This is a genomic window from Hydrogenobaculum acidophilum, assembly GCF_054656715.1.
Window position 1 is genome coordinate 1 of sequence record NZ_BAAHXP010000019.1, and the last position, 26,985, is coordinate 26,985.

At 36.6% G+C, this 26,985-nt stretch carries 34 protein-coding genes and 1 pseudogene; 14 read left to right on the forward strand and 21 right to left on the reverse strand.

Annotation, left to right across the window (positions count from 1 at the left end; genetic code table 11):
• From ACYQZV_RS08130 to ACYQZV_RS08195, 14 genes and pseudogenes are all read right to left on the reverse strand, one after another.
• Positions 1 to 90 (reverse strand): iron-sulfur cluster assembly scaffold protein (locus tag ACYQZV_RS08130; protein WP_459892770.1); only part of this gene is annotated, 90 nt, incomplete at its 3' end.
• A gap of 18 nt (positions 91 to 108) precedes the next feature.
• A complete protein-coding gene (locus ACYQZV_RS08135) occupies positions 109 to 1,182 on the reverse strand; it encodes a DegT/DnrJ/EryC1/StrS family aminotransferase (RefSeq protein WP_459894899.1) in 1,074 nt (357 codons plus the stop codon).
• Positions 1,179 to 1,646 (reverse strand): NifX-associated nitrogen fixation protein, encoded by a 468-nt coding sequence (locus ACYQZV_RS08140; RefSeq protein ID WP_459894902.1) that lies wholly within the window; start codon positions 1,644 to 1,646, stop codon positions 1,179 to 1,181. Before ACYQZV_RS08140 ends, ACYQZV_RS08135 begins: the two co-directional genes overlap by 4 nt.
• Positions 1,630 to 2,139: a hypothetical protein gene (locus ACYQZV_RS08145; RefSeq protein ID WP_459894904.1), complete on the reverse strand. Its 510-nt coding sequence runs from the start codon at positions 2,137 to 2,139 to the stop codon at positions 1,630 to 1,632. The genes ACYQZV_RS08140 and ACYQZV_RS08145 overlap by 17 nt, the downstream gene beginning before the upstream one ends.
• Before the next feature lie 7 nt (positions 2,140 to 2,146).
• Entirely contained in the window at positions 2,147 to 3,034 is an 888-nt protein-coding gene (locus ACYQZV_RS08150; protein WP_459894906.1) for a nitrogenase component 1, read from the reverse strand.
• A gap of 1 nt (position 3,035) precedes the next feature.
• Positions 3,036 to 3,794 carry a DUF3364 domain-containing protein gene (locus ACYQZV_RS08155; protein ID WP_459894909.1) on the reverse strand — a complete coding sequence of 253 codons (759 nt, stop codon included), beginning with the start codon at positions 3,792 to 3,794 and terminating at the stop codon, positions 3,036 to 3,038.
• A gap of 11 nt (positions 3,795 to 3,805) precedes the next feature.
• Positions 3,806 to 5,257 carry a nitrogenase molybdenum-iron protein alpha chain gene (gene nifD / locus ACYQZV_RS08160; protein ID WP_459894911.1) on the reverse strand — a complete coding sequence of 484 codons (1,452 nt, stop codon included), beginning with the start codon at positions 5,255 to 5,257 and terminating at the stop codon, positions 3,806 to 3,808.
• 71 nt (positions 5,258 to 5,328) lie between these two features.
• Positions 5,329 to 6,171 (reverse strand): nitrogenase iron protein, encoded by an 843-nt coding sequence (gene nifH / locus ACYQZV_RS08165; protein WP_459894913.1) that lies wholly within the window; start codon positions 6,169 to 6,171, stop codon positions 5,329 to 5,331.
• 233 nt (positions 6,172 to 6,404) lie between these two features.
• On the reverse strand, positions 6,405 to 7,373 hold the full coding sequence (locus tag ACYQZV_RS08170; protein WP_459894916.1) for a LeuA family protein: 969 nt from the start codon (positions 7,371 to 7,373) through the stop codon (positions 6,405 to 6,407).
• Entirely contained in the window at positions 7,370 to 8,428 is a 1,059-nt protein-coding gene (locus ACYQZV_RS08175; RefSeq protein ID WP_459894919.1) for an aminotransferase class V-fold PLP-dependent enzyme, read from the reverse strand. The genes ACYQZV_RS08170 and ACYQZV_RS08175 overlap by 4 nt, the downstream gene beginning before the upstream one ends.
• On the reverse strand, positions 8,425 to 9,504 hold the full coding sequence (locus tag ACYQZV_RS08180; RefSeq protein ID WP_459894981.1) for an aldehyde ferredoxin oxidoreductase C-terminal domain-containing protein: 1,080 nt from the start codon (positions 9,502 to 9,504) through the stop codon (positions 8,425 to 8,427). The genes ACYQZV_RS08175 and ACYQZV_RS08180 overlap by 4 nt, the downstream gene beginning before the upstream one ends.
• A 159-nt stretch (positions 9,505 to 9,663) precedes the next feature.
• Positions 9,664 to 10,205: pseudogene (locus tag ACYQZV_RS08185) on the reverse strand (aldehyde ferredoxin oxidoreductase N-terminal domain-containing protein); the annotation flags it as partial.
• Positions 10,202 to 10,426, reverse strand: coding sequence for a 4Fe-4S dicluster domain-containing protein (locus ACYQZV_RS08190; protein ID WP_459894922.1), 225 nt, complete (start codon positions 10,424 to 10,426; stop codon positions 10,202 to 10,204). The gene ACYQZV_RS08190 and the pseudogene ACYQZV_RS08185, both read right to left, overlap by 4 nt.
• A 3-nt stretch (positions 10,427 to 10,429) precedes the next feature.
• A complete protein-coding gene (locus tag ACYQZV_RS08195; protein ID WP_459894925.1) occupies positions 10,430 to 10,750 on the reverse strand; it encodes a ubiquitin family protein in 321 nt (106 codons plus the stop codon).
• A 102-nt stretch (positions 10,751 to 10,852) separates the two neighbouring features.
• Between ACYQZV_RS08195 and ACYQZV_RS08200 the strand changes: the two genes are divergently transcribed.
• A complete protein-coding gene (locus tag ACYQZV_RS08200; RefSeq protein ID WP_459894927.1) occupies positions 10,853 to 12,442 on the forward strand; it encodes a sigma 54-interacting transcriptional regulator in 1,590 nt (529 codons plus the stop codon).
• A gap of 5 nt (positions 12,443 to 12,447) precedes the next feature.
• Here the strand turns inward: ACYQZV_RS08200 and ACYQZV_RS08205 are convergent, their stop codons facing one another.
• The 7 genes from ACYQZV_RS08205 to amrB form a co-directional block, all read right to left on the reverse strand.
• Positions 12,448 to 12,960 (reverse strand): PDC sensor domain-containing protein, encoded by a 513-nt coding sequence (locus ACYQZV_RS08205; protein WP_459894930.1) that lies wholly within the window; start codon positions 12,958 to 12,960, stop codon positions 12,448 to 12,450.
• A 15-nt stretch (positions 12,961 to 12,975) separates the two neighbouring features.
• Entirely contained in the window at positions 12,976 to 13,587 is a 612-nt protein-coding gene (locus ACYQZV_RS08210; RefSeq protein ID WP_459894932.1) for an EAL domain-containing protein, read from the reverse strand.
• A gap of 34 nt (positions 13,588 to 13,621) precedes the next feature.
• Positions 13,622 to 14,752, reverse strand: coding sequence for an outer membrane beta-barrel protein (locus tag ACYQZV_RS08215; RefSeq protein ID WP_459894935.1), 1,131 nt, complete (start codon positions 14,750 to 14,752; stop codon positions 13,622 to 13,624).
• A 19-nt stretch (positions 14,753 to 14,771) separates the two neighbouring features.
• Positions 14,772 to 16,073, reverse strand: a complete 1,302-nt coding sequence (locus ACYQZV_RS08220; protein ID WP_459894938.1) for an ammonium transporter — start codon at positions 16,071 to 16,073, stop codon at positions 14,772 to 14,774.
• Positions 16,070 to 16,408: a P-II family nitrogen regulator gene (locus ACYQZV_RS08225; protein WP_459894940.1), complete on the reverse strand. Its 339-nt coding sequence runs from the start codon at positions 16,406 to 16,408 to the stop codon at positions 16,070 to 16,072. The genes ACYQZV_RS08220 and ACYQZV_RS08225 overlap by 4 nt, the downstream gene beginning before the upstream one ends.
• A 180-nt stretch (positions 16,409 to 16,588) precedes the next feature.
• Positions 16,589 to 17,068: a P-loop nucleotide/nucleoside kinase family protein gene (locus tag ACYQZV_RS08230; RefSeq protein ID WP_459894942.1), complete on the reverse strand. Its 480-nt coding sequence runs from the start codon at positions 17,066 to 17,068 to the stop codon at positions 16,589 to 16,591.
• Entirely contained in the window at positions 17,065 to 17,853 is a 789-nt protein-coding gene (gene amrB / locus ACYQZV_RS08235) for an AmmeMemoRadiSam system protein B (RefSeq protein WP_459894945.1), read from the reverse strand. The genes ACYQZV_RS08230 and amrB overlap by 4 nt, the downstream gene beginning before the upstream one ends.
• A 103-nt stretch (positions 17,854 to 17,956) precedes the next feature.
• Between amrB and fabD the strand changes: the two genes are divergently transcribed.
• Genes fabD through nuoK form a run of 13 tightly spaced genes read left to right on the forward strand, consistent with a single transcriptional unit; the run spans position 17,957 to position 26,942 of the window.
• Entirely contained in the window at positions 17,957 to 18,880 is a 924-nt protein-coding gene (gene fabD / locus ACYQZV_RS08240; protein ID WP_459894947.1) for an ACP S-malonyltransferase, read from the forward strand.
• A complete protein-coding gene (locus ACYQZV_RS08245; protein ID WP_459894950.1) occupies positions 18,877 to 19,551 on the forward strand; it encodes a succinate dehydrogenase/fumarate reductase iron-sulfur subunit in 675 nt (224 codons plus the stop codon). Before fabD ends, ACYQZV_RS08245 begins: the two co-directional genes overlap by 4 nt.
• A gap of 15 nt (positions 19,552 to 19,566) precedes the next feature.
• A complete protein-coding gene (locus ACYQZV_RS08250; protein ID WP_459894953.1) occupies positions 19,567 to 19,899 on the forward strand; it encodes a thioredoxin family protein in 333 nt (110 codons plus the stop codon).
• On the forward strand, positions 19,899 to 20,405 hold the full coding sequence (locus ACYQZV_RS08255) for an HIT family protein (protein ID WP_459894955.1): 507 nt from the start codon (positions 19,899 to 19,901) through the stop codon (positions 20,403 to 20,405). The genes ACYQZV_RS08250 and ACYQZV_RS08255 overlap by 1 nt, the downstream gene beginning before the upstream one ends.
• 41 nt (positions 20,406 to 20,446) lie before the next feature.
• A complete protein-coding gene (gene rpsU, locus ACYQZV_RS08260) occupies positions 20,447 to 20,650 on the forward strand; it encodes a 30S ribosomal protein S21 (RefSeq protein WP_459894958.1) in 204 nt (67 codons plus the stop codon).
• Entirely contained in the window at positions 20,650 to 21,849 is a 1,200-nt protein-coding gene (locus ACYQZV_RS08265; RefSeq protein WP_459894961.1) for a methionine adenosyltransferase, read from the forward strand. Before rpsU ends, ACYQZV_RS08265 begins: the two co-directional genes overlap by 1 nt.
• Before the next feature lie 22 nt (positions 21,850 to 21,871).
• On the forward strand, positions 21,872 to 22,219 hold the full coding sequence (locus tag ACYQZV_RS08270) for an NADH-quinone oxidoreductase subunit A (protein WP_459894964.1): 348 nt from the start codon (positions 21,872 to 21,874) through the stop codon (positions 22,217 to 22,219).
• Between the two features lie 23 nt (positions 22,220 to 22,242).
• Complete coding sequence (locus tag ACYQZV_RS08275) at positions 22,243 to 22,776, forward strand: NuoB/complex I 20 kDa subunit family protein (protein WP_459894966.1); 534 nt, start codon at positions 22,243 to 22,245, stop codon at positions 22,774 to 22,776.
• 2 nt (positions 22,777 to 22,778) lie between these two features.
• Positions 22,779 to 24,539 carry an NADH-quinone oxidoreductase subunit D gene (locus ACYQZV_RS08280; RefSeq protein WP_459894968.1) on the forward strand — a complete coding sequence of 587 codons (1,761 nt, stop codon included), beginning with the start codon at positions 22,779 to 22,781 and terminating at the stop codon, positions 24,537 to 24,539.
• On the forward strand, positions 24,536 to 25,549 hold the full coding sequence (nuoH, locus tag ACYQZV_RS08285) for an NADH-quinone oxidoreductase subunit NuoH (protein WP_459894971.1): 1,014 nt from the start codon (positions 24,536 to 24,538) through the stop codon (positions 25,547 to 25,549). The genes ACYQZV_RS08280 and nuoH overlap by 4 nt, the downstream gene beginning before the upstream one ends.
• Before the next feature lie 10 nt (positions 25,550 to 25,559).
• Entirely contained in the window at positions 25,560 to 26,168 is a 609-nt protein-coding gene (locus tag ACYQZV_RS08290; RefSeq protein ID WP_459894974.1) for a NuoI/complex I 23 kDa subunit family protein, read from the forward strand.
• The gene (locus ACYQZV_RS08295; RefSeq protein ID WP_459894977.1) at positions 26,156 to 26,653 is read left to right on the forward strand and encodes an NADH-quinone oxidoreductase subunit J family protein; all 498 of its coding nucleotides are present in this window, start codon (positions 26,156 to 26,158) and stop codon (positions 26,651 to 26,653) included. The genes ACYQZV_RS08290 and ACYQZV_RS08295 overlap by 13 nt, the downstream gene beginning before the upstream one ends.
• A complete protein-coding gene (gene nuoK, locus ACYQZV_RS08300) occupies positions 26,646 to 26,942 on the forward strand; it encodes an NADH-quinone oxidoreductase subunit NuoK (protein ID WP_459894979.1) in 297 nt (98 codons plus the stop codon). The genes ACYQZV_RS08295 and nuoK overlap by 8 nt, the downstream gene beginning before the upstream one ends.
• Positions 26,943 to 26,985 lie beyond the last annotated feature (43 nt).

The window sequence follows — 26,985 nt, forward strand, 5'->3', positions numbered from 1 at the left end:
GCATTGGCCTACGCCGTTGGCATCTTCCAAAACCCCTACGTTTCTTGGGTTAAGAAAGTGATCCAAAACCACATCGCTATATTCAAACATACATGCAACCTCCTATCCTTAGTGATCTCTACTACCTGCACCTACTTGCACAACGTGTTCTTTTACTCTATCAACTATAAATTTCAAATCCTCTTCGTCTAAACCTTCATGAAAAGGTAGCAATATGGCTCTTTGAGATACGTCATGAGCTATATGTAAGTGAGACAAAGGTTTACCTAACGTTATATCAATAGATGTTGGGTAAGGTTTCACTTCTATGCCATCGTCTATAAGAAGGTTAACGATTATATCTCTGGCTTCTTGAGGATACCTTTTGCCAAGATGGATAGCAAAATAATTCCAATATTTTTCCTTTACATACTCTGGGAAATATTGACATTTAATACCTTCAATAGGTGAAAGATGCTTTTCATAAAAAGCAGCTATATATTCTAGTTTTTGGTTTTTAATGTTAAAATCTTTGAAATAAGATAATGTAATAGAAGCATTTAAGCTATCGGCACTTCCAATTACCTGTCTAAATTTGTTTATATTTTCATATAAATGTTTATCATCTGTTAAAACTACACTACACTTACCTCTAACAAAAGAAGTTTCCGAAAACTCAACTATAGATATATCACCAATAGCACCAGCTCTTTTATTTTTATAAATAGTGCCAAAAGTTTCCCTAGAATCTTCTATGATGGGTATACCATATTTTGTTGTTGTTTCTGAGATAGCATCAAAATCTGCTACAACACCCAATGAATTGGAAACTATGATAGCTTTGGTTTTCTCGTTTATTACGTTGCCTAGTCTTTTTGGGTCTATTGTAAAAAACCATCTTTCTACGTCGGCGTATACCGGCACTAAACCTATGTATTCTAGTATATAGCTGGCGTTAAGACGTAAGCTCATTGGCGATAATACTACTTCATCATTTTTATCTAATTTCAAAGCTTTTAATATACCAACGAAAGCTGTAAAACTGTTGTCAAATACTACAGCATATTTTCTATTAACAAACTGCGCTACCCTCTCGCCCAGCTCTTTAGATTTTAGGTTAGAGCAATAAAAAGGTGGATTTAAAGCCTCCACCATGGCTACTATATTTTCTTTCTCTAGCGATATATTACAAAAAGGTATCATATATTAGCTACCTCTTTATATTTTTCGTATATTTTCAAAGCTGAATCTATCAGTTTTTGGCCTTCTTTCTCTATGGCTTCAACGCTTTTAAACCCAAAAGCACCAGCATCTCTTATACCCTTTAAAATCAAAATCAACCTACCAGCATAGATGAGCAATAAACCGCTTCCTTCATGGTCTAAGTTTAAAACGGTAGAGCACATAACACCTATATTTTTTTCTATTGTAAAAGCCACAGCCTTGTAAAAAGATTGTATCTTCAACAAAGCTTTTGGGTCTACTTCACAATGTCCACCACCCATGATATCCATCTTAGGCTTTTTGGTGTCTTTCACAAAATCTTTGATTATATCTTCATCTTTTCTTTTGTCCCACGTACCATAAGTATCGTAAGCCCTTATCTGTGACACTATTTCTTTGAGAAAAGGTGTCATAATTACTTGTTCTTCAGTATTCACACTCATCTTCTTCTTCCTCCTGTGGTTTAGAAATTATATCCAGCATAATTGGCACGCCAAACTCACCGTTTATATCTATATATCTTAGAAATTCCAATATCTCGGTAGCTTTATCTATGTTGCCAAGTTTTAACAATATAAAAGCATAAGCAGCATAGGCGTTTATAAACATCCTCACATCGTAGTCTTCTATGTTTTCTCTTAAAGCTTTAAAAAGCTCACCCATCTTATAAGACTCTGGTAAGCCTTTGGCTTCTCTAACTTTTTCCATAACTTTTAAAGCCAGTTGAAGAGCCATATTATAATCTTGTTTGTAGAAGAAAAATCTATAAGCTGCCGTCAATACGTTTATATCGTCTTCTGACTTGTCTAATGCCATCATTATGTATTCTCTAGAAAGCGGCGTGTCCTCCCAATGAAGGACAGCCCTGTAAAGTAGATCCTTGACGTATGCTGGAGCCTCAAACCATGAAAATATGTTCTCAGCTTCATAATTCATGACACTTTTACCTTATAAGATCAAAACTATAGTCCGTAGTAGCAATACCTAAGGTATTTCTATCTGTTTCATCCAATATGGTGTTTACTATCCATACTAGCATGTTAAGAGCGCCTTTATAAAACAATATCCCGTATCTATGTAAATGGTGTCTATCAAATATTGGATAGCCTATACGTATAAGAGGTGTACCAGTGTCTCTCCACAGATATTTTCCGTAAGACGTACCTATCATATAGTCTACTGGTTCTGTAAACAATAAGCTTCTCATATGCCATAAGTCTTTTCCCGGAAATACTTGTGCATATTGACCGTTGGGATACAAAGAACATAGATTTTTAATTTCTTCTGCCCATTCGTCGTTGGCGTTTGTGCAGAGTATATGAATTGGTTCTGCGCCAAGCTCTAACAAGAAAGATGTCATGCCATATACAAAATCAGGGTCTCCCCATAGCGCAAAGCGTTTTCCATTTATCCAATAGTAAGAATCTGCTATAGCGTCTAAAAGCTTTTGACGTTCTATTTCAAGTTCTTTTGGTACTGGCATACCGCTAATTTGAGATAAAGTCATTAAAAATTCGTCAGTGCCTTTTATACCGTATGGTCTTATCACTTTTGTGGCTTGGTTCCATCCTTTTTCTATGTATTCTCTTGTTTTCTCGGTAGAATACTTTTGGAAGCATATGGTAACTTCGCTACTTTTAGCTCTGTAGATGTCCTTAAGTGGCGTGCCACCGTTGTAGAGCTTGTATTCACCTTTCATACCAGAGTCTAAGTTTTCTGATGGGTCAGATAGTATTATTGGGTCTATACCAAAAGAGTTGGCTATCCTCTTTGTTTCGGGATAATCTTCCAAGTAAGTGTGAAAACCCAATATAAAGTTAACAGCTTTCATATTATTCACCTCCAGCCTGAGCGTTGGCTTTATTTTGTTCTAACCAAGCTAACAATCCACCGTTGGCGTAAAATTCTCCATTTTCATCGTATTTATCTATATTGTCTACGCCGTATTTTTCAAAATAGTCTGTCATTTGTTGAAGTATGCTTTTCATTTGTAAATCGTAACCAAGTATATGAGAACCTACGAACGATGGTGTATGGGCAAAAACTATTGGAAAATCTTGGGGTATTAGACCTTTTTCTCTGGCGTTGTTTATAAAGCTATTTAGGTCATCACCTATAACCTCAGCCATACAAGTGGTATTCATAGCTATCATTTTTGGTTTGTAAAGAGCTATAGCGTTTTGAAGCCCTTCGTGTAGGTTATTTTGACCACCAAACACAGCGGCATCTTCCGTCATGGATGTAGAAACCATGGGCACGGGCTCTTTAAAGTGCCTTGCCATATGTGTCCTAAAATAAGCTACACATCCTTGAGAACCATGGGAAAATGGTAAAGCTCCCTCAAAACCAAGCCCACAAAATAAAGCTCCCAAAGGCTGACAAGCTTTTGCTGGGTTAATAGATATCGCTTCTCTTTTGAAGTTTAATTCTCTATATTCCCAGCTTTTAGTCCATTCTGCTACTTTGTTTACAGCTTCCTGCCCAACCCAGTTTTCAAAATTAGCCCTTTTGTTTTTTATCATCTCTACAAATTCATCATCTCTGAAACAACCAAGATGGTCTTTTATGTTAAGTTCATGATGTATACCCATGTTAAACCTCCTTAAGCTGCTTGCCACGGGGCTTTTATCATTTTCCAAACGTTACCATTAACAGCCATATCAACATCTCTGGCAAATATTTCGAAACCTTCTATGCCATGGTAAGGTCCGCTATAATCCCAACTGTGCATTTGTCTAAATGGTACACCCATCTTTTGGGCTTGATATTTTTCTTTTATACCAGAAGCCATAAGGTCAGGTTTTAAATCTCTTAAAAGTTCTTCCAATTCATGAGCGGTAGCGTCATCCACTATTATGGTAGCGTTTTTATCTATGTAGTGAAGTGTTCTATCGTAGTCATCTTGGTGAGCAAATTCGTAACCTGTAGCCACTACATGCATACCTAAATCTTCAAAAGCGGTGATTATATGTCTTGGCCTTAGACCACCTACATACAATACGACGGTTTTGCCTTCTAGTCTTGGTCTATATTTTTCTATCACTCTATCTAATCTAGGTTTGTACTCTTTTTCTATGAGTTCTTCTGTTCTTTCTTTTATCTTATCATCAAACATGCTGGCTATTTTTCTCATTGATTCAAATATCTGAGTAGGACCAAAGAAGTTGTATTCCATCCATGGTATACCAAACTTTTCTTCAAAATATCTGGCTAAGTAATTTGAAGACCTATAACAGTGTACTAAAAGCATCTTTACTTTTGTGGCATTGGCTATTTCAGATAATGTACCATCTCCGGACCACTGGGTTATAACTCTAAGACCCATCTTTTCTATTATTTTCCTTGTTGCCCATGCGTCACCACCTATATTGTAATCTCCCCATATGGCTACATCGTATGGAGAAGGTTCTATCTCTTGGCCTTTTACGCCTTTTTCGTATACCCAGTCCCTCATGCTATCGTTGGCTATATGGTGACCTAAAGACTGAGATACACCTCTAAATCCTTCGCATCTTACTGGTACTACTGGTTTTCCTATTTCTTTTGATGTATTTCTTGCTACTGCTTCTATATCATCACCTATCAACCCTATTGGGCATTCTGATTGTATAGTTATACCTTTGTTTAGAGGAAATAGAGCTTCAAGCTCTTTTATAGCTTGAGTAAGCTTTTTATCACCGCCAAACACGATGTCTCTTTCTTGAAAATCCGTTGTAAAGTGTGGTGTAACAAACGTATCAACTCCAGTGGTACCTATGTAGTAGTTTCTTCTACCGGCTCTGGAATAGTATCCGCATCCTACAGGTCCGTGTGATATATGTATCATATCCTTTACTGGTCCCCATACAACACCTTTAGAACCAGCGTAAGCACAACCTCTAACCGTCATAACTCCAGGTCTAGTTTTTATATTAGATTTTGGAGCACATTTTGTATCACCGGGCGCAACAGTTGTAATATGTTTGGCACGATCTTTTTTGGCTTTAGTAGGGTAGGCTGATAAAATATCTTCTATAATTTTAACAGCAGTTTCTTTATCAACAACTATACCCATATCAATTCTCCTTTTTAATAATCTTCAAAACTTATAAATAAGACAGGCCCTAAAGGCCTGCAAAATATCCATCATGGAGCCACTTCTTCAGGTTTTAAGAGTCCGTATTTCACCAACAAGTCTTCAAGTTGGTCCATTGTAAGAGGTGTTGGTACTACCAACTTTTTGTTTTCAGCTATCTTATTGGCTAAAGTTCTATATTCGTCAGCTTGTGGATGGTCAGGAGCGTATTCTATAACTGTCATTCTTTTAAGCTCAGCTTCTTGAACTATTTTATTTCTTGGTAAGAAGTGTATCATTTGAGTGCTTAAGGCATCTGCCAGAGCTTCCACTAATTCTCTTTCGTTTTCCACGTTACGAGCGTTACATATAACACCGCCAAACCTTACACCCCCGCTGTGAGCATATTTTAATATACCTTTTGCTATGTTGTTGGCAGCATACATAGCCATCATTTCGCCAGATGTAACAGCGTAGATTTCTTGAGCTTTGCCTTCTCTTATTGGCATTGCAAATCCACCGCACACAACGTCACCCAAAACGTCATAAAATACGTAATCCAAATCGTCATCAAAAGCGCCGTTTTCTTCCAAGAAGTTTATAGCGGTTATAACACCTCTACCAGCACATCCTACACCTGGTTCTGGACCGCCTGATTCTGTACATTTGATACCCTTGAAACCTACCATCATTACATCTTCTAGATCTAGGTCTTCTACAGAACCTTTTTCGGCAGCTAAGTGCATAACGGTGTTTTGGGCTTTTATGTGAAGAATAAGCCTAGTGGAGTCTGCTTTCGGGTCACAACCCACTATAAAACATTTGTTGCCAGCCTCTGCTAAAGCAGCGACTGTGTTCTGAGTGGTGGTGGATTTTCCTATTCCACCTTTTCCGTAAATTGCTATCTGTCTCATGTCAAACCTCCTTAAAATTAGATTCAACAAACGTAATGCAAATTATGTGCCATTATGTTAGTTTTATTATTTTGATTGTTAGGCGCGCTTTAGCTAACCATACACTATTAATTGATGATATAAAAATTATTAGTTTAAATTGATTTTAGATATTGATATTGTAATGATAATGACAAAAACATTACAATTTGTAATAAAACGTACTTTTGTAAAAAGTTATAAAACTTTATATTTTATTCGTTTTTGGCTTTTGAGAAATATCCGAAGCAAAACTCTTCCGATAGACCTATGATATTAGGGTCAAAGGGTAAATATATGTCTTTTGATTTTTGTTGGGCTTTTATGTGAATACTTGATTTATTTGTAAATGCGTTTGCCCCATAAATGGGTTTGTTGGGTGGTATATTTATGTTCAGCATGTTTGTAAGCTTTTTAACTAAAATTGTAATGTTTGATACATTTATGTTAGTTTTATAACCTAACACAAATTCAGCATATAAACTTATCTCTTCTAACGGTGTAATACCAACCCTTTCTCCTAATCCAAGTATCGTTGTATTTATATAAGAAGCACCAGCCATCATGGCACTTACCGCATTGGCGGTGGCCATACCAAAATCGTTGTGAAGATGTACTTCTACTGGCAATATTTTTGACAGAATGTTTATATCTTTGTATACTTTCATAGGGTTTGCAATGCCAAGTGTGTCAGAGTATCTAATTCTATCTGCTCCTAAATTTTTTACAAGATGCACAAACTCCTCTAAAAATGAAAAATCTGCCCTCGTGGCATCTTCTAAACCACAGGATATATAAAGCCCTTTTTCTTTACAGAAAGGTATAATATTTTTTGCTATATCAAAAATATATTTTCTATCTTTGCCTAATTTTTTATAAATCATGATATCCGATATAGGAAAGCTTACCTCTACTAATTTTACATTGCATTGGAGAGAATAGTTTATGTCTTTTATATTTGCTCTATTCCAAGCTATGATTTTATCTTGACATCCTTCATCTATAAGCGATTTGATAAAACCTCTCTCCTCTTTGCTATGGGCTGGAACCCCCACCTCTATCTCTTTTACGTTTAGATTTAAAATATCGTAGAACAAATCTTTTCTTTGTCCTATAGTCATCTCCCCTATAGCAGATTGTAAGCCTTCTCTTAGTGTTGTGTCTGTAATGAAAACTTCATTCATAATTGTTCCGATACACTATTTATAGCTTCTACAAAGCTAACATAATCAAAGCTAAGCAAAGGTGGTATTCTAAACAAAATATTGTCCCCAGTTATGCTAAGCATATTTCTAAGAAGCTCTTCCCTTTGGGTATTTGTGCCCATACAAGGGCTTGAGCTATTTAAGTAAAATCCTTCTTTTTCCATCATAACTACTAGCTTTTCTAAACTTCCTTTTGGTATTTCGTAAGAAAGCATGCCAAGGGCACTATCTTTAAAAAGAGGTCTTAGCCTAAGGTTTTCTTTTATATATGTTGATGAGAGTCTTAAAAACTCTTCTATATTGGCTCTGTTTTTGTTTAGATACTCCAAGATATGCTTAAATATTTTTATACCTATTATATTTTGTTCACCAGCCCTTAGACCCCTTTCTTGGGTACCACCTTCTATAAGAGGTTTTATTTTTTTACCCTTTTTTATGTAAAAAGCCGAAATACCTGGTATAGCACCTAAAAATACAGCGTCTATACTTATAGCATCTACCAAGCTTATATCAAAGTCTATGTAAAGAAGTCCCCAAGCATCTATATGTATAAATATATCTTCGTTTTTTTCTCTTAAAAGCTTGCAAAATTTTTCTATGTCCCTTTTTTGAGCAGTTTCTCTACAAACAGCACCAACGCTTAAAAAATCTATATTTTCTGGTATGCAATCGTAAACAAAATCCCCATAGTTGTCTACAGGTAGGTAAAATACTTTAAACCCTTCTTTGGCAAGGGTATTTATAGGATGAAGTATCGAAATATGCTCTAGCTGTGTAGTTAAGATGGTTTTATTTTTACTATAAGTATTTGCTCCTTTTATAATCGTGTTGTTGGCTTCGGTGGAACTGCCTACAAATACAATCTCTGGGTCTTTACAACCTACAAAGCTTGAAACAGCCCTTCTTGCTTTTATAAGAGTTTCTTTGGCTTTTAACGATAAAGAGTTAATGCCCATAGGGTTGTAAAAAACATCTTGCAAATCTATATCTTTATATAAGTACCAATAGTAGGAAGAAGTCGGATCTAAAATCATAAAAACTCCTCTAAGCCAAGCCTTTTTATGGTATCTTTAGTGGGTTTGCCGTCTTTATCCCAGCCAAAAGCTTCGTAAAACTCTTCTATCATAAGCTTTAATTCTTGTTCTTTGGTAATCCTTCCTGTGTCAGAGGACTCTTCCATTATTCTTTTTGGCAATGTGTCATCTTTTGAAGAAAACCCTTCTCTGATATTAAAAAGCCTTTCTAGTGTATATATGCGCTCCCCAATTTTGTATACGGTATTTATATCTAAATCACTATCCATGACGGCATTTAGCATATCGACTATATCTTGATTTAGTTTAAGCCCCACTACCCTTTCTGCGCTCAAACAATATATGATGCTATTTACTATAGAGCTCCATACCACAAGGTCCTTTGATTCTTTGCCTTTGTTGTCTGGTGTTCCAAAAGGGATAATGTTGTTTTCTTCTATACCTGGTCTTATATCGCAGTGCACTGGTCCTCTGTTTGATACAGCGTATCCTATCGCTTGTGTTTTTACAGCCCTTGGTGAATGCCCAGCTATTTCCATATTTTTTACACACATTGTGTATTCTTTGCCACCCAATATATCTGAAGCTTTTGATGAACCTTCTGCTAATATATCTCCTATCCCCTCTCTAAAAGCTATCTTTTTTAACAAAAGTCTGACGCTTTTTGTATTGCCAAAGTTTAGCTCCAACCCGTCTAGTGTTTTAATATCAAGTATGCCCTTTTCGTAGCACTCCATAGCCCATGCTAGGACACCACCTGTTTGTATCTGACCAAGACCAAGTTCATCAGTCAACCTGTCCAACGTTATAAGCTCATCTAAGTCACCGTTGCCTATGATGGTTCCCAAAGAAAAAATACCTTCATATTCAGGGCCTACAGTAAACGTATCTTTTGATATACTATATTTTCCGCAAGGGACTATACATCCAAAACAAGACACGTCTTTTAACACCTTTTCTCTAAGTGCTTCACCGCTTATACTATAAGCATCTTCAAAAGTTTCTTTTTGCCAATTGTAAGAAGGTAAAGCGCCAAGCTTCTGTAAATGCATGAGCCCGGCTGCAGTGCCAAACATTTTTAGATTTTTGACACCTGGATGATTATACACCTTTTTATAAAAGCTCAATACAAAATCTTTCAAACGTTTCTCGTTTTTAGGTTTTAATATACAGCTACCTTTTATGGCTATACCTTTTAATTTCTTGGCGCCAAAAACAGCCCCAATACCGCCTGTACCTACGGCTCGCAGTTCTGACACTAAGCATGCGTACCTAACAAGGTTTTCTCCAGCTGGACCTATTACTATGGTCTTTGCATTTTTATGCTTTTCTTGAAGCCATTCTTGGGTTTTTGTAGTGTAAAAGCCTAAAATATCTGAAGCATCTTCAAAAAAACTCTATCATCTTCTATATAAAGATATATCCAATCTTTGCTTGCCCCTTTTACAACAATACCATCGTAGCCTGCATACTTTATTTCCTCTCCAAACTCTCCACCGCAAAAACCCTTTGTAAAGCCAGACGTCTGGGGAGACTTTGATACTACGCAAAATTTAGAAGCCATTGGTGCTATGGTGCCATTTGCTGGTCCTGTATTTATAATTACTACGTTATTTTCATCAAGTGGATCTATATTTGGCTTTAAATATTTATACAGCAAATAAGCTCCAATACCGTTGCCGCCTATGTATTTTTCGTATACTTCTTTGTTTATATCTATAATTTTGTAGCTTTTATGGGACAAATCTATTTCAAGGTATTTACCCCATACACTCATGACAATACCTTTATGGATTTTGTTATACAAAACTCTTCACAAATACTATCACAGATGCCGCAATCATCTTCAAGCTTGTAAGACAAAGCTTTTCTTCCAATGTCTAAGTTTATTTGAATATTAGAGTACGTTGGGTTGAAGCCACCGACTTTTTTTAAAGAGCATACCAGCATACACATCTTGCATCCTATGCACGTGTCCAAGTTCACCTCGATTTTCATATTTTATCCACCAGCCGTAGGAAGCGATATGGTTATTTCATCGTTTTCGGATATAGTAATCTCGTTTTCCTCTAATGTGTATATGTTAACATTTTTGTTAACATTTGAGTTGGTCGTTTTGCTATATTTTGCAATATTGATAACTTCGTTGTTTTTCATAAAAAGAATGCCTTCGTACAGGTTTCCTTGCTCATCAAACAATGTGTCTTTTAGTTTTGAGCTTTTAAGAAAAGACATAAGCTCATCAATACTTTTAACGTCTATGCGAACTTCTTCTTGACCAAACAAATATCCAAGATAACCTATAAAGTTTAAGCGAGCCATAACTTGTATATTGCAAATATTATACCATTTTAGAAATAAAACATGATTTATAATATAGCATAAACGACAATGTGGCATTATATTTGCTATGTAAGGTAATGTATGGAGAAGTATTTTAGGTTAAAGGAACGTATACTACTCGATATTTCGAAAGCGTTTAGCAAAGTAAGTACTTTGCCTTCCGATGTTCTTAAAGATACTGTGAATGCGCTGTCCACATTGGACCATGTAAAACGTATAGGTATATATATGCTTGGTACAAAAGATGAAATAAATCTTGAATACGGATACAATATGAACAGTAAGTTTAGTAAGCCTATAAGGAAAGGGCAAGGTGTTATAGGTAGCATATTTAAAGATGGTTATCCGGTGGTGATAAAAGATTTAAACAACGAATCCTATTTTTTAAATTTATTAGGCAGAGACGTAAAAGATCTACAGGACTCTATATTTATGGGAGTACCTATAAAGCATGACAACAAGGTACTCGGGGTTATATCTGTGGATTTGTCAAAACAGCAGATGAAACAAGATAAGATACCAATAGATGATTTTTTGCAATTCCTAATAATACTTTCAAATCTTATTGGAAGCTATGCCGAAGCTTATTACAACATAAAGAAAAAAGAAGAAACTATGTCAGAGGAGATAGCATTTCTTAAAAAAGAACTTTCAAAATCGGTTATTAAAGAAGGCTTTATTGGAGTGAGCAGAGTTTATGAAAAAATTATAGAGCAGGCTTTAAAGATATCAAACTTAGATGTTACTGTTATGATAAGAGGTGAATCTGGTACTGGAAAAACGTCTTTGGCCAAGTTTATTCACTTTAACTCTGTTAGAAAAGACAATCCTTTTGTAGAAGTAAATTGTGCAGCAATACCGGAAACCCTTTTAGAGGCAGAGCTTTTTGGCTATGAGAAGGGGGCTTTTTCTGGAGCTTACACTACAAAAAAAGGTAAGATAGAGCAAGCAGAGGGAGGTACGCTTTTCTTAGATGAAATAGGTGATATGCCTTTGTCAATGCAGGCAAAACTTCTAAGATTTTTACAATCAAAAGAATTTGAAAAAATAGGCAGCACAAAAACCCAAAAAGCAAATGTACGTATAATAGTAGCTACAAACAAGGATTTAGAAAAGATGGTAAAGGATGGTATATTTAGAGAAGACTTATACTATAGGATAAGCGTGTATAGCATATATATACCACCTCTAAGAGAAAGAAGAGAAGATATACCAATTTTGATAGAGTATTTTATTAAAAACCTTAAAACAAAGTTAAATAAAGATATAAAGATAGATAAAGCCGCAGTGGATGTCATGTTGGCTTGTGATTGGCAAGGTAATATAAGAGAGCTAGAAAGCTGTCTAACAAGAGCGGCTATTATGGCCAACTCAAATGTTATAAAGCCAGAGGACTTATCTTGCATAGGTGGATTATTTTGTCCTACGAAAGTTATAAATAAAGCGAGCGTCAAAGCCTTAGAGCATAGCTTGGAGCATAAGCCTGATAATATCAAAGTTGAACCTTTAGAAAAGCATAAAACTATGGAAGATGAAGAAAAAGAAAGGATAATTCAAGCTTTAGAAAAGACTGGTTACGTGCAGGCGAAAGCAGCAAGGTTGTTGGGTATGACGGTAAGACAGCTAAACTATAGAATTAGCAAATACAACATTGAAATCAAGAAATTGTAATATGTTTAAAGGGTAAAGTCAACGCACAAGACAAATATTTTTTCTCCAGATACTTTGCAGGATACGGTGATGCATTGCTTTCCATCAGCTTGTGAGATGTACGGGTCAGAAATATAGAGGTCTTTTTTATAGTATCTAATATGCATAAAATATTCTTTGAAAGATAGGTTATCGCCTTTTTTGGCTGGTTTAAACAGGGGTTTTATATGATTTCTTTTTAAAATAGTATCAAATACTACGTTGCCATCCCAATCTAACAAATATATCGCTCTTATAAAATCGTAATTATCCACATAGCGTTTAAAATTCTCTACTGTAAGCGATTTGGCTATATTTTCTACAATATGTTTGAATGTAGATATTTGTTGAATGTATTTCTCTATGATAGTTAATCTATAGGTTTCATACTTTGATATAAGCTTTTTAAAAATAGCTGATATGCTTTCTAAGTCTATCGACTTATAGCATTGTGGTCTTGATAATAAAAACCCTTGAAACATATCCACGCCAATATCCATACAGCTAAAAAGCTCCTACTCTTGTTCTACGCCCTCTGCTAAGGCAAGACCTCCTAAATTGTGTATTAGGTTGGTTAAAGATTTTACTATGTATTGCTTTTCAGCGGAAAGATGTATATCTCTTATTAAACTCATGTCTAATTTCAATATATCTGGCTTTATCATAGATAACCTATTGTAATTGGAATGTCCTGTGCCAAAGTCATCCAATGCCACAAGAAAACCATAGTATCTAAACAAAGAAACCGCATACATTAAAAACCTAAAATCTACTTTTGATTCTATAAGCTCAATACAAACGTAGTTAAAGTTTACACCTTTTAAATTAAAAATAAACTCTTCTAAGCTGTTTTTGTCTTTTATGGCGCTCATGTCAAAGTTTATAAATATGATTTTGTTTTGTTGTTTTAGGTTTTTATAATAATCTATAGCGCTGTATCTACAAACTTCTTCTAGTTCGCCAAGTTTACCCAAATCACTAGCAAACTTGAAAAGCTCAGCTGGGTAAATCATGTTATCATTTTTAAAGCCCCTACAAAGAGCTTCAAAGCCTACGATATCTTGAGTTTTTATAGAAAAAATAGGCTGAAGGTAAGAGCGTATCTCTATACCTTCAAACATGCCCATTTTTAAACCCTTCCCTCAGGCCCCTCCATCATTTTTAAAATACGAAACCAGCTTCTAAACCAAGCCTTATTTGTGTATTTTTTGTGGGTGTGCTGGCGGTTGGTGAGGTGTAATAATAAGCTGAAGCTACGTTTGTAATATGAACGTATGATACTTCAGGTCTTATGAAAAACTGTTTGTACTTGTACTCTGGGGTAAATGTAAGCGTATAAACATGGGCCCCAGGACCAAAGCCTATTATATCTGTACCAGAAGTTCCCTCTTGGTCGTACTCGGCTCTTGCATTTAAAGACCATGCATCGTTTATGTTGTAAGTGGCATAACCAGCTATACCAAAAGCATGGTTTGAAACAGTCTCTCCTTCTGTGCTTGTGGGGACATGTACATACATAGAGTCAAAGGCAAATGTAAATTTAGATATCGTGTAAGATCCTGTGAGCTCATACTCTTGCTTGTTAGCTGGTGTAGAAGTTGGATTTGGTTTTGTGTTTTTGTCTGGGTATATGAAGTTAAAACTTATAGAGGAGTTTTGATTGGGAGCTAAACTAAGAGAGCCTTCTAGGGCAAGTTTTTTCTCAGAGTAAAATCCATCGTTTAACTCCAAAGACCCGGTAAATATGCCTTTTGTATAGGTAAATCTTATACCTCTACTTACCACCGGTTGCATACCCCAAAGTATGCTTCTTTGGATGTTTATATTTTGATAGGTAAAAGCTGACTCATATCCTATCATCGTAGGAAGTTTCCCGGCTTTTATAGAGATAGAAGAATTTGGATCAAACTCTAAATAAGCTATCGGAAGCGCTGAAAAAAGATCTGTGTTATATCCACTTTGGGTGGTTTTGGCGGTGGTTTCCCCTACCGTGGGAAAAGCGTAAGCACCCGCTACTATTGTAAATCTAAATATACCATCTGGTTTTGAGATATTCACAAGAGCGTTTGATATATCGTATCTGTTTTTCTTATCTCCGTTTGTGGAAGACCCAGAAGAAGCTGGTGGGACGTTGTTTGAATAGAGGTAGTATCCGCTTACAGCCCCGTCTATGTTTAGCTTTCCAAAAGCCCCTTCGTCAAGTTGGAAGGCATAAGCACCCCCCACGCCGAGGGGTAAGGACAGGATGGCCAAAGCCATGAAAAAGTGTTTGTAAGTTTTAGAGTTTTTCATAAAATAACCTCCTAAAATATTAGTTGTAAGCTGTTTCACCGTGAGCCACCGAGTCAAGACCTTCTACTTCATCTTCTTCTTTCACTCTTATACCCATTACGATATCAACCACTTTGAAGATTATAAGGCTCATTACAAAGGAGTATGTCATTGTGGACATAGCTGCTATTAGCTGTATTACTACTTGATGTGGGTTTCCATACAAAAGACCTTTTCCGGCTGGATTGATAGATGGGTCTGCAAATACACCGGTCAAAATAGCTCCCAAGAAACCAGCAACAGCGTGAACACCAAAAGCATCCAAAGAATCGTCATAACCAAGTTTTGGCTTTAGCCAAGATACTGCAAACACTGGCACCACACCAGCTACTATACCAATTACTATGGAACCCATGACATTTACATAACCTGAAGCTGGCGTGATAGCTACCAAACCTGCTATAGCACCAGAAGCCATACCCAATGTGGTGGGTTTGCCGTGCAACATCCACTCTGTTACCATCCAAGCTATAGCTGCCATAGCAGTAGCTGTGTTTGTCACAAGCCATGCGCTTGAAGCTATACCATCGGCTGCTACTTCTGAACCTGCGTTAAATCCAAACCATCCAAACCAAAGAAGACCAGCTCCAAGTATCGTATAAGCTACGTTGTTTGGTATAAGCTGGGTATTTTTACGTTTGCCAAGCACTAAAGCACCGGCAAGACCAGCCACACCAGCATTTATGTGAACAACGGTACCACCTGCAAAATCAAGAGCTCCAAGCTGAGACAACCATCCGTTGCCCCATACCCAGTGAGCTATAGGCGCATATATAAGGGTTATCCAAAGAGGCACTATCACAAGCCATGCACTAAACTTCAGTCTTTCTATTATAGAGCCGCTAGCCAAAGCTACTGTAATGGCTGCAAAAGTAAGCTGGAATCCACAGTATATAAACTCAGGTACAGTGGTAGATGGATGAAGTGTGTTTGATGTTACGCCGTTCATGAAAAGATACTGCAAGTTGCCAATTACACCATGAACATCTGCACCAAAGGCAAGAGAGTAAGCGTAAAGCACCCATATTACGCTTGTTATAGCATAAGCCATAAAACTAAGGGCTATGGTGTTTAATAGGTCCTTTTTCTTCGCCATTCCACCATAGAAAAATGCCAAACCTGGCAATGTCATAAGCATAACGAAAGAACTCGCTGCCAGCATCCAGGCGGTATCACCGTGATTTAGCTTTGGTGCCGTGTCAGCAAATGCGCTTCCTGTGAGAAGCAGAAAACCTAATCCGATTTTCTTGAACATATCTATACCTCCTTTAAAAATTTTCATATGGCACTCTCTCCTTTTTCACCAGTTCTTATTCTTACCGTTTCTTCTACGTTGTAGATAAAAATCTTTCCGTCACCTACCTTACCAGTTTGGGCAGATTTTAAGATGGTTTCTACCACCTTCTCTACCTCTGAATCTTTGACCACCGTTTCTATTTTAATCTTGGGTAGGAAATCAATAACGTATTCGGTGGCTCTGTAGATTTCCGTTTTGCCTTTTTGCTGGCCAAAGCCTTTTACCTCGGTGATAGTCATACCACCGATGCCTATCTCCACCAGTGCGTCCTTGACTTCATCAAGCTTAAAAGGCTTGATGATAGCCTCGATTTTCTTCATAAGCTACCTCCTTAAAAAATTTTCTTAAAATAGCTTAGGCAAATTTTATACCATCAGCATGCTCAAAGATAGTCAATGATGTAATCACATATTAACGTTACAAACATTGTAAATATGTTAACAAAATTGTATACAATTGTTCCTGCGGCTTATGTAATTTTTATGGAAGTAGAAAATTTTTTAAGTTTTTAATTTGGTTATAGCGTCTTTTAAAACGTTTTCTATGTTTGTGGCATCGTTGTTTTCTAAGATGAGGAGTCTATCTTTTGGAATTTCGTCAGGGGGCTCAAAAGAAGACTTTTGCATGAGATATACTGTAAAATCGGCATCAGATATATCTTTTCTCGTTTGAAGCCTTTGCTTTATAAGGTTTTCGTCGGCTTTTACAAAAATAAAAAAATATTCATTGGGAAAATTGTCTATTACAAGTTTTCTTTGCCATTTTTTAAGAAAAGTAGCATCCAATACAGCGTCTTTGTGTGCTTTTGCAATATTTATAAGTTCTTCGTAAACTTTTTTTGTGGTTTCTTCATCGTAAAAGCTTCCAAACAAAGATTTTCTAATGAAATCAGATCTTATCCAGTAAAATCCAAAGCTTTCTAATATTGATGCAATATAGGATTTTCCGCTTCCAGACAAACCTATTGTGGCTATCTTCATTCAAAAATGACACCAAGATAAGCCACTACCTTGCTAAAATCCTTTGTGACCATGCCAGAGTTTGTATACTCCACCGCGTAAACTTTTTTTACCTTGTCTTTTAAGGCTTCTATGGCAACTGCCGCTGGTATAAACCCGCACATCGTGATGTTGTATTGGATAGCTCTTCTATAAAGCTCTTTTGAATCAAGATTAACTATTGCATCGTAAAGAAAACTATCTTTCTTTTGGGCTTCCTCTTGGGATATGTAATGAGACATGTCAGAACTCACTAGTATAAACGTATTTTCGTCTACAAAAGAGGATAAAAACCTTCCAAATTTTACTATTGTTTCGTAATCTAAGAAACCCAATATAATAGGCACTATCGTAAAATCTTTAAAATATACCTGTAAAAATGGAAGTTGCACTTCTAACGCATGCTCTTTGATATGGGCATTGTGTTCTATTTCTATACCAAAAGAGGCTACCTTATCCCTTAGGTCTTTGTTTACCTTTACCTCACCAAGGGGTGTTTTCCAAGAATCGGCACTATCTATAGATATAACAGGCCCTTGTCCAGTATGGTTTGGCCCCATCATGATTACATTTTTCTTTGGTTTTAATTTTTTATATACGCTACAAGCGGTATGACCAGAATATATATATCCAGCATGAGGTACTATAGCACCCTTTGCATCCACATCTTGGATAACTTCGTTTTCGCACACTAAGTTTATGGCTTTTAAAAGTGTTTCCTTTTTCTCAGGATAAAAAAGTCCTGCCACGGCTTCTTCTCTAATCATATAAATATTATACAACCTTAACCTATAAATTTTATTTTTTAAAAGCTAAAAATTATAACTAAATTTTATAGACAAAAGCCTTGAAAACGAATATAATATTGTCATGATAGCTTACGTATTTCCTGGTCAAGGTTCTCAATATGTTGGAATGGGATATGATTTCTATAAAGAGTTTTCTGAAGCTTCTGATGTGTTTCACAGCGTAGAGGAAGCCATTAGAAAAAATATAACCGATATAGTGTTTAGAGGTACCGAAGAAGAACTATCAAAGACTATAAACACTCAACCTTCTCTTTTGGCGGCAAGCTATGCTATATACGTATCTTTAAAAAAGATGGGTTTAAAAGACCCTGATTTTGTAGCTGGCCATAGCTTAGGAGAGTATACGGCGCTTTTAGCGGTAAAAGGCATAGATCTTTACGAAGCTGCCAAGCTTACCTTCTTAAGAGGTAAATATATGCAAGAAGCCGTGCCAGAAGGTAAGGGTGCTATGGCGGCTATACTAAAACTTCCACCTGAAAAAGTAGAACAAGCTTGCAAAGAAGCTCAAGATGTAGGTGTTGTAGAGCCAGCAAACTACAACTCTTTGGAGCAAACAGTTATTTCTGGTGAAAAACAAGCTGTAGAGAAAGCTATAGAGATAGCAAAGTCAATGGGCGGAAAAGCCATAATGCTAAAAGTATCTGTACCTTCACACTGTTCTTTGATGAAGTCAGCGGCTGACGCTTTTAGGCTAAAGCTTGCTCAAACTCCTATACAAAATATAAATATTCCTCTCGTGTCTAACTTTGATGCGAAATCCCATACAATGGCTCATGAAATAAGAGATAATCTTCACAAACAAATATACTCTCCAGTAAGATGGTACCAATGTGTGCAGTATATGATAGAGCAAGGAGTGGATACTTTCGTAGAGATAGGTCCTAAAAACGTGCTTTCTAAACTTATTTCTCAGATAGATGGTAGAGTTAGGGTTTTTAACGTAGATAAACTTCAAGATGCCGAAAATCTTTTGAAGGTGCTATGATAATCAATATCAAAAGAGGGGATAGCTTTTGTTCTTACGATTTGGATATACAAAGAAATATCACTGTTTTAGAGCTTTTACACAAAATAAAGGAAATAGATCCAACCCTTAGCTATAGGCACATGTGTAGGGCTGGTATATGCGGCACTTGCGCTGTAAAAGTAAATGGGAGAAATGTATTAGCTTGTAAGACAAGGTTGGATAAGTTTGAAGAAGATAGCATAGTCTTAGAACCCATAGATAACGCTGTGGTTATAAAAGATTTGGTGGTGGAGCATGTATATTGGTTTGATAAGTATAAAGACGTGAAGGTGGATTTTGCGTCTGGTAAGTATGATAATTTTAATTTTAAAAGCATAGAAAACGCCAAAAATTGTATAGCGTGTTTTATCTGCAACAGCGTATGTCCAGTTATGCCAATAGATAAAGAATTTGGAGGGCCTTTTGTTTTCGCTAGAGCATATGGATTTTTAGAAGACGATAGAAATCAAAACAAAGATTATGCAAAACTTATGAAAGGTGTATTGAACCATTGCACTCATTGTAAAAATTGCAATTACGCTTGCCCATTGGCAGTTATGCCAGAAGTGCTTATAAAAAAGATGGAGGACAAGCTCATATCTTTGGGCTTTTTACAAGCACCACAAAACGATTTATTTTTTGGATTTTGAAATGGAGGTTTTTATATGTTTAAAGACATGATAGAGGTAACAGACAAAGATATCTATGAGAAGGTTATGGCTTCTGATACGCCCGCCATTCTTATTGTAAGCTCTCCTGATAATCCGAGAAATCAAGAGTTTTATGAAGCTATATCAAAATATATAAAGCTTTACGGTGATAAGATAGGTTTTTATTATCTTAACATTACCAAAAACGATTCTCAGCAAGATTTTGGTCTTTGGTCTTATCCTTCTTTGCTTTGTTTTGCGGAAACTATGGAGATGGATAGATTTGAAAATCCACCTACCGAAGAGCAGCTACAGGCTTCTATAAATAGGATGTTGAGGATAAAGTAATGAAGCTTTTGTGGGCTCCTTGGAGAGGTTCTTATGTTGAGAATTTAGGCAAGGAGTCTGGTTGTTTTTTATGCGAAGCCGCCAAGCATACACCTTCTTTAGAAACGCTTGTTTTGGCTAAAAGCAAAAAAACGTTTGTGATAATGAACAAATACCCTTATAACTCTGGACATCTCATGGTGGTGCCATTTTTACATACAAACGATTTAGATGACCTTGACGAAGATACGGTACAGGATATATTTTATATGACAAAGCTGTCTATAAAAGCTCTTACGGAAGTTCTAAGACCTGATGGATTTAATATAGGTTACAATTTAGGTAGGAGTGCTGGAGCAGGATTGGAAACACATATCCATCAGCATATAGTACCGCGCTGGAACGGTGATACGAATTTTATGCCGGTGGTGTTTGGTACAAAAGTCTTATCTCAGAGCTTGGAAGATTTGTACGTTAGACTTTCACCAGTTTTTCACAAATTGCTTGACAAATCTTTTATGAGCTAATATAATGTTTAAACCAAAATTTTGTTTAAGGAGGTTTTAGTTTGGCTACAGTAATAGTTGGCGATTCAGAGTCTTTTGAAAAGGCGATGAAAAGGTTTAAAAAGGTGGTGGAAAGAGAAGGTATACTGACGGAACTCAAGAGACGTGAGTTTTATGAAAAACCAAGTCAAAAGAGGAAACGCAAAGAGCGTGCTGCTAGAAAAAGACTTATGAAGGCTATGAAGAAAAAGAAGGCGGCTTTATAATGGATTTCATAGTAGTTTCTGAAATGACCTTTGAGAAGGTGTCTACTCAAGAGGCTGAAATAGTCGAAAGGAAGGGCATAGGTCATCCAGACACAATATGTGACTCTTTAGCAGAAGAGCTCTCTGTTGAGTTATCTAAGATGTACATAAGAGAGCTTGGCGCTATTATGCACCACAACGTAGATAAAGCGCTTTTAGTTGGCGGGAAAGCCCAAGCTAAATTTGGTGGTGGCGAAGTGATATCTCCTATAGAGATATTTTTAGTGGGCAGAGCCTTAAGAGATATAAACGGTAAAGAATTTCCAGTGGATGAGCTCGCGATAGATGTTGCTCACAACTGGCTTAAAAAACATATAAGAAATTTAGATTTTAGTAAACATATAATACTTCAAACTCGTATAAAACCGGGAAGTAAAGATTTGGTAGAGCTTTTTGATAGATTTCAAACCAAAGGCGAAGTGCCACTTTCAAACGATACGTCTTTTGGAGTGGGATTTGCTCCTTTTTCTGAACTCGAAAATATAGTATTTCATACTGAAAAGCTTTTAAACTCAGACGAACTCAAAAAAGAACATCCAGAAGTGGGAGAGGATATAAAAGTGATGGGTGTAAGAATAAAAGACAATATAAGAATTACTGTATCTGCGGCTTTTGTAGATAAATATGTAAAAGATATAAAACAATACAAAGAGCAAAAAGAAGCTGTTACAAATAAAGTTTTAGAGAATGCTAGAAAATATACCAATAAGAACGTTAGCGTTTTTGTAAATACAGCTGATGATATAGAAAATGAGTCTGTTTATATTACGGTGACTGGGACATCTTCAGAACAAGGAGACGATGGGCAAGTAGGTAGAGGAAATAGGGCAAACGGTTTGATAACGCCTTATAGACCGATGTCTTTGGAGGCTGCTGCGGGTAAAAATCCGGTATCTCATATAGGTAAAATCTATAACGTAGTGGCAAATACCATAGCAAAAAGAGTTGTAGAAGAGGTAGAAGGTATAGAAGAGGCCTATTGTTATATGGTGTCACAAATAGGTAAACCTATAAATAGACCTCAAGTATGCGATGTCAAGGTAAGAAGAAGTTCTGGCACTTACGACAAGGAAGCTGTAAAAAGGATAGCCGAAGAAGAGTTAGAAAACATGCCAAATACTTGGAAACTTTTCTTGGAGAAAAGATTTTCGGTAGCTTAAAATAAATTTTTAGAGGCTTTCTATGATAGGATTGGTGGTTTTGCTTTTAATAGCTTTGACTATAGCGTTTGTTATGACGTTTTTAAATGAGCTTTTAAATTTTAAAAAGCGTAAAACCAACAGCTATCCTTACGAGTGCGGTGTACCTCTTTACGATGATTCAGCAAGACCTATATTAAAGCAAGGATACTACCTTTTTGGACTTTTATTAATATTGTTTGATATAGAAGCTGCATACCTTTTCCCTTGGGCTGTGGTGTTTAGAAAGATAGGTGCGTATGGTTTGGTTGAGGCTGTTGTATTTTTAGGAGTGCTTATTATTGGATTTTTGTATGCCCTTAAGAAGGGTGCTTTAAAGTGGCAGATTTGAAAACTTCTTTTGTGAGGTGAGCTATGGCTTCTAGCATAAATGGCAACGGTTTTATCACCACTACGGTGGATGAGTTGCTTTCTTGGGGCAGACGTAATGCCCTTTGGCCAGTTACTATAGGATTAGCTTGCTGTGCTATAGAGATGATGCATGCGGCAGCTTCTAGGTTTGATATAGATAGACTTGGTATGATATTTAGAGCGTCTCCTAGACAGGCGGATGTGCTTATAGTGGCTGGTACTGTTGTAAATAAAGTGGCTCCTATGTTAAAACTTATATGGGACCAAATGCCAGAGCCAAAATGGTGTATATCGATGGGTGGATGTGCTTCTGCAGGGGGGCCTTTCCCCACTTATTCTACCTTACAAGGAGTTGATAGAATTATACCGGTGGATGTTTATATACCAGGATGCCCACCTACTCCACAAGGTCTCATATTTGGGCTTTTGGAACTTCAAAGGAAGATAAGAGAGAAAAAAGTCACACGCTACGAAAAAGCTTTTGAAGAGTTTAAAAAGGATTTATCTCCAGAACTTTTAAGTGGTATCGGGGTCTAACAATGCCTTGGGCTTCTAAAGATACTCTTGAAAGAATAAAGCACAACTTTAGGCAGATAAATATAGATATACAGCCTCATTTTGCTTGTATAAATGTTGAGGATACGAAAGATATAACAAACATACTAAAACATTTGAAAGACGTTGAAGATTTTAGATATTTTATAGATTTTCATGTTATAGATTTTCCAAAAGAAAAAGATAGGTTTTTAGGTCAATATATACTTGTAAATCCTTATACTTTTGAGAGACTGGCGGTTAAAGTTTGGTTTAAAAACAACAAACTTCCTACTGCTAAAGATATATTTGCTGGGGCTAAATGGGCCGAAAGAGAAAGCTACGATATGTTTGGGGTAGAGTTTGAGGGTCATGAAGATGTAAAAAGAATGTTTATGTGGGAAGACTACAAATACTTTCCGCTTAGAAAAGATTTTCCTCTTGGTGGGATACCAGAACAAAAGCTCCCATCTTTGACGGAGGTGCTAGAAGGAAATACGATGCCACCATCTCATGATTATGATATAATGCATACATATGTGCCTACAATAAAAGATATAGAAAAAACAGAAAAATCTAGGATAACAAAAAGAGGACAGCTTGTGTTAAACTGGGGTCCGCTTCACCCCGGTACTCACGGTACCATGTGGTTTTTGTTTGATTTGGAAGGCGAACATATTATACAAACAGACGTTATTCTTGGCCAGTTGCATAGAGGGATGGAAAAAATAGCGGAAAATATCCACTATTTTCAATTTTTACCATACACAGATAGAATGGATTATCTTTCTGCTGTTTGCAATGAACTTTCATATGTGCAAGCTGTAGAAAAGTTAGCAAACATAGATGTACCTTTAAAAGCCAGATACATAAGAACCATGTTTGCCGAGCTTCAACGTATAAACTCTCACCTTCTTTGGCTTGGCACTGGAGCCCTAGATTTAGGAGCTTTAACGGTGTTTTTATACGCTTTTAGAGAAAGAGAAAAGATAATGGATATAATAGAGGGCAACGCTGGTTTTAGGTTGACCTCTGCTTTTTTAAGGATAGGCGGTGTACATTACGATTTGGCAAAGGGTACTCTAGAAGTGGCCAAGCATTTTGTGAAAGACTTTTATTCAAAACTAAAAGAGTATCACGGGCTTTTAACAAGGAATAGAATATGGTTAAAACGAACAAAGGATGTGGGTGTAATAACCCAAGAAGATGTTTATCAATATGGCCTTACCGGTCCTGTGGCAAGAGGTTCTGGTGTTGCTTATGATATTAGGAAGATAGACCCTTACGCTGCTTACGATTTGGTGGATTTTGATATACCTGTTGGTGATGTAGGAGATGTTTATGATAGATATCTCGTTAGAATGGAAGAGATGTATCAAAGTGCTCGTATAGTAGAACAATGTATAGAAGCCTTAGAAAAGATGCCGGAGAACGAGCCTTATGTAAACAAAAAGCATCCAGCTGTAATTCCACCAAAAGAAGATGTGTTTAACGATTTAGAAGATATGGTAAAGTCTTTCAGAATAGTGGTACACGGAGAGAATGTGCCTAAAGGTGAAGTGTATTCTTCTGGAGAAAACCCAAGAGGTGAGCTTGGATTTTATATATATTCTATAGGTAAATCTTCTCCTTATAGGCTTAGGATAAGGTCTTGCTCTTTTTATAACTTATCAGTTTTTCCAAAAGTAATACAAAAGCATACGATATCAGATGCGGTGGCCCTTCTTGGAAGCATAGACCCAGTGGTAGGAGAGACTGACAGATGAACGATATTCTGTTTACTGCTATTGTAATAGCTGTTAAGATTTTGGTAGTTTTAGCTGTGACGTTAGGTTTGGGGGCATACCTTACGTGGTACGAAAGGAAGTTTGCCGGTCATCTTCAGGCTAGAAGAGGTCCTACTGTAGTTGGTCCTTTTGGGCTTTTACAGCCTTTAGCTGACGGTCTTAAATTGATGACAAAAGCCCCAATACTACCAAAGGGCATAGATACAAAATTGTATTACATGGCTATCATGATGGCTTTGGTGCCAGCTATTATGCTTTTTGCTGTAGTTCCCTTTGGTCCGTCTTTTAAAATCATGGGGCATGAAGTAAAACCTATAATTGCAAATTTAAACATAGCCATTCTTTATATATTTGCTATGGGGTCTATGGCAGCCTATGGGACGCTTTTTGCCGGATGGGCCTCTAACAGTAAATATGCTTTTATAGGTTCTTTGAGAAAGGCCGCTCTTATAGTAAGCTATGAGGTGGTGCTTGGTTTTGCGGCTTTAAGTGTTATACTTCTGGCAGGTAGTATGAATGTTTTCGACATAGTGGATTCCCAGATTAGGAGTGGTATTTGGTACATAGTTTATCAACCCATTAGCTTTGTGCTATTTTTGTTTTGTCTTTTGGCCGAATCAGGACGCGTGCCATTTGATATACAAGAAGCTGAAGCGGAGCTTGTCACCGGCTACAACGTCGAGTACGGTGGTATGAAGTTTGGTATTTTCCCTTTGGCAGAATGGTATTTAAATGTTTTAGCGCTATGCGCTATAGCTACTGTGCTTTACTTTGGTGGATGGTCTGGACCTCATATTTTTGGACCATTGTCTGGTTTTATTTGGTTTTTAGTAAAAACCTTTGGACTGTTGTTTTTTGTTTTGTGGGTTCATTGGACTCTACCTAGATATCAGGCAAAGGATGTGGTAGAGTTTGCCTGGAAGTACTTGCTACCTATATCCATAGCAAATTTGGTGGGTACTGCATTTTTTGTTTACTTTAAAGGATGAGGGTATATTTATGATAAAGCTCAAGAGACTTAGAAGAGACGATAGCCTGGGTCCTTTGGAAAGTGTTTTGTTTTTGGATTTTATAAAAGGTTTAACTATAACCCTGAAAAACCTTCTTAGAAAGCCTATAACTACCCAATACCCCAAGGAAAAGATAACACCACCAAAAAGGTTTAGAGGAAAACATGGACATTTCGTATACGATGGTACTGAGCCGCCTTCTTTACAAGCCATACAAGGCTTTATGTCTTTTGAAAAAGGTAAGTCAAGGTGTGTGGCTTGTTATATGTGTCAGACTGCTTGCCCTATGCCAACACTATTTAGAATAGAAGCTATTCAGATGCCAGACGGCACTAAAAAAGTGGTTAGGTTTGACATGAACCTTCTAAATTGCCTATTTTGTGGACTCTGTGTAGATGCTTGCCCAGTAGAATGTCTAACTATGAGCGATATACACGAAATGGCGGTTTACAGAAGGTCTCAGGCGGTTATACATATGGATGATATGGAAAAAATAGGAGCCACAAACGCTAAAACCGTAAGAGAATTACCAGATAGAATATGGAGAGATGATAAAGAAAGAGAAACTCTTTGGGGTAAGGTAAAATGGAACTTTTAGCTTTTATAGTGATTGGAAGTGTTGCTATCGTAAGCGCTTTAGGTGCTATTCTCGTTAAAAGCCCTATACATGTGATGGTATGGTTTCTTGGATTTATCTTATCTATAGCAGCTTCTTTTTTTGCTCTAAAAGCTGACCTTTTGGCTGGGCTACAACTTGTTATATACGCTGTTGCCATAGTTGTGTTTTATGTGTTAGTTATAACTACTATACCTTGGGAAAAGATAAAGATGTTTGAAGGCTTTTATAAAAAAGAGCTTATATTTGCTTTACCAGCTTTTTTCTTTACTATAGGAACTGTATTGTATTTAGTTTTCAATGCTAAGCTTTCTAATATAAGGCAGGTTTTGCCAAAAGACAATGTAAGTGCTCTTGGTACTGTGCTTTTTACAAAGTACATAGTGCCTTTTGAGTTGGCTTCTTTTATTTTGTTAATAGCTATGATAGGTGCTATAATATTTGGCAAGGAGAAAGCCAATGGATAAATACTATATGATGCTAGGTTTATTTCTTGTCTTTGTTGGTATATTTGGTATTATTATAAGAAAAAATCTTATTACAATACTTGTAGCCACAGAAATTATGTTAAACGGTGTAAACGTATCTTTAGTAGCAGTTTCTCACTTTCTTGGAAAGGTGGATGCTCAGGTGATGAGTATAATAATACTTACAGTGGCAGCTTCTGAAGTGGCTATAGGCTTAGGTTTAGTGGTCTCTATATTTAGGCTTAAAGGTTATGAAGCTTCAGAAGAAATAGCGGAGTTAAGAGATTGATGCCAACTCTCATCCTTCTCTTTCCACTCTTATCCTTCATAAC